Source organism: Streptomyces sp. PA03-1a, assembly GCF_033792805.1.
GTDB lineage: Bacteria > Actinomycetota > Actinomycetes > Streptomycetales > Streptomycetaceae > Actinacidiphila.
In genome coordinates this window covers 1-2,542 of sequence record NZ_JARAVO010000445.1, presented here as the reverse complement: position 1 = coordinate 2,542, position 2,542 = coordinate 1, and the positions used below count along the sequence as shown (strand labels likewise).

The 2,542-nt window shown below is 71.4% G+C and carries 1 protein-coding gene, 1 tRNA gene, 1 rRNA gene and 1 pseudogene; 3 read left to right on the top strand and 1 reads right to left on the bottom strand.

Features of this window, described 5'->3' with window-relative positions:
- The 3 genes from rrf to PV341_RS44670 form a co-directional block, all read left to right on the top strand.
- Positions 1-96: ribosomal RNA gene (gene rrf, locus PV341_RS44680) — 5S ribosomal RNA — on the top strand; the annotation flags it as partial.
- A gap of 141 nt (positions 97-237) precedes the next feature.
- Positions 238-1,203 (top strand): DegT/DnrJ/EryC1/StrS family aminotransferase, encoded by a 966-nt coding sequence (locus PV341_RS44675; RefSeq protein WP_500329089.1) that lies wholly within the window; start codon positions 238-240, stop codon positions 1,201-1,203.
- An 83-nt stretch (positions 1,204-1,286) separates the two neighbouring features.
- Positions 1,287-1,359: transfer RNA gene (locus PV341_RS44670), tRNA-Thr, on the top strand.
- Between the two features lie 77 nt (positions 1,360-1,436).
- On the opposite strand, the pseudogene PV341_RS44665 reads toward PV341_RS44670, so the two are convergent.
- Positions 1,437-2,480, bottom strand: a pseudogene (locus PV341_RS44665) (PP2C family protein-serine/threonine phosphatase); the annotation flags it as partial.
- Positions 2,481-2,542 lie beyond the last annotated feature (62 nt).

Below are 2,542 nucleotides of genomic sequence, written 5' to 3'. Positions count from 1 at the left end.
GAAACGCCCGGTTACATTCCGAACCCGGAAGCTAAGCCTTTCAGCGCCGATGGTACTGCAGGGGGGACCCTGTGGGAGAGTAGGACGCCGCCGAACAATCTTTAGTAGCCGTGCCCCTGGACCCAGTCCGGGGGCACGGCTCTTTGGCGTATCCACACCCGCTGTTCATGTTCAGATCAGCAACGCATCACCGGCTGCGGTGATCCTTGCCGGAACGGGTAAGTGGAGGTGAGCCTGATGCAGCAATTTCTGGTTCAGGGTGCTGAAGTAGCCGCGCTGGAGGACGAGTTCGCGTCCGCGGTGGACGGGCGTCATGCCGTCGCCGTCGACTCGGCGACCTCCGCGTTGCATCTGGCGCTGCTCTCGCTCGGCATCGGTGCCGGCGAGGAAGTGATCCTGCCGTCGTTCGCGCCGGTGGAGTCCGCGGCCGCCGTGCGGCTGGCCGGTGCGGTGCCGGTCTTCGCCGACATCGACCCGCTGACGTTCTGCCTCGACCCGGAGGCCGTGGCCGCCGCGATCACGCCCCTCACGGTGGCGATCCTGCCGGTGCACCTCTTCGGGCACCCTGCCGCCGTCGACCAGATCACCGACATCGCCGCCCGGCACGGCCTGGCCATTGTTGAGGACGCCACCCAGGCCCAGGCGGCGACGCTGGCCGGCCGCCGGGTCGGCACCTACGGGGCGCTGAGCGTGTTCGCCGTCGAGGAGGGCGCCGTGGTGACCACGGAGCACCCCGAACTGGCCGGTGCCGTCAAGAGGCTTCGGGACACGGCCCACGCCAGGGCCCGGATGACCGACGGCAAGGCGGCCGCAGGCCGCGGGGTGCTGGCGAAGCTCGCCGGTTCCGTGGCCCGGCAGCGGGCCAACTGCCGTTACCTGGACTCGGCCCTGACCGGTGTCCTCGTGCCGTACGTGGAGCCCGGCGCGCACCACGTCTACCACCGCTACACGGTGCGGATACCCGGGAACGGCCGTCCGGACCGGGACGCGTTCGCGATGGCGCTGGCCGCGCGCGGCGTGCAGGCGAACGTGAGCATCCCGACCCCCGTGCACCGGTTGCCGGAGTACCGGTCGAGCTCGTACCTGCCCCGCACGGAGAAGGCGGCCGGCGAGACGCTGTCGCTGCCCGTCCACCCGGGTCTGACGGAGAAGGAGTTGGAGCGGATGGCCGTGGCGTGCAACACGCTCGGCGGACTGCTCTGAAACCGGGCCGCCCCGGTCGGGCCGTGCGTCGATCGGATTTCCGAACCGGGGCGTGCATGCGTTAAGATCCTTCACGTCGACACGCCCCAATAGCTCAGTCGGCAGAGCGTCTCCATGGTAAGGAGAAGGTCTACGGTTCGATTCCGTATTGGGGCTCTGATGAGGAAAGGCCCCCGCCATCCGGCGGGGGCCTTTCTCGTTTCCCTTGCCCTTCGCGGAGCGGACTGCCGCCGCTACGCGGGCAGTTCCGGGACGCGCATCGTGAGGATGGCCATGTCGTCGGAGGGCGCGTCGGAGGCGAAGCGCTCGACGGCCCGCTGGATGCGGGCCGCCACGGCGCCCGCCGTGAGGCCCGTGCAGGTGGCCAGGACGTCGGCGAGGCCGTCGTCGCCCAGCATGCGGGTGCCCTCGCGCCGTTCGGTGACGCCGTCGGTGACGCAGAGCAGGACGTCGCCGGGGTCGAGCGTGACGGTCTGCTCGACGAGTTCGAGGTCCTCGATGACGCCGAGCAGCGGCTGGGGTTCCGCGGCGGCTTCCACGACGCCGCTCTGCCGCAGCCGCAGCGGCAGGGGGTGGCCGGCGCAGACGACCTTCAGGACGGCGCTGCCGTCGCTCTGCGGCCACATCTCGCCGTAGAGGAGGGTGAGGAAGCGGCTGCGGGCCCCCTCGTCCAGGATGGCCGCGTTGAGCCGTTCCAGGACGGAGGGGCCGCTGAAGCCCTCGCGGGCGAGCAGGCGCAGCGCGTGGCGGGCGAGACCGGTCACGGCGGCGGCCTCGGGGCCCGTGCCGCACACGTCGCCGATGGCGAAGCCCCAGCAGCCGTCGCGGATGGGGAACACGTCGTAGAAGTCGCCGCCGACCTCGTTGCCCTCGCCGGCGGCGCGGTAGACGACCTCGACCTCGACGCCGGGGATCACCGGCAGGCCGGGCGGCAGCAGGCTGCGCTGCAGAGACTGGCTGATGGCCGTGCGCTCGCTGTAGAGGCGGGCGTTGTCCAGGGCGAGGGCGGCCCGGCGGGACAGGTCCTCGGCGAGTTCGAGAATCTCCTGGCGGAAGCGCTCGTCGGCGGACCTGCCGAGGGTGAGCATGCCGATGACGCGGTTGCGGGCCACGAGCGGCAGGACGACCGTCTCGCCGCCGACCGCGGCCGCGGTCGCCAGGGCCGTGCCGGGGCCTGTGGCGGGCCGGCCCGCCTCGCCGAGGCCCAGGCTGCGCAGGGAGGCGCGCAGGGCGGTGGAGTGCGCGGCGTCGGCGGGGGCGGTCCACACGCGGGCGCCGCGCACTCCACCTGTCTCTTATACCAATCTGACGCTGACCTTGACCAGACTTTGGTAGATTT

Bases quoted from the DNA above. Each gene is read 5' to 3' on its own strand.
- PV341_RS44675 (WP_500329089.1), top strand. From the start codon at position 238: ATGCAGCAATTTCTGGTTCAGGGTGCTGAAGTAGCCGCGCTGGAGGAC.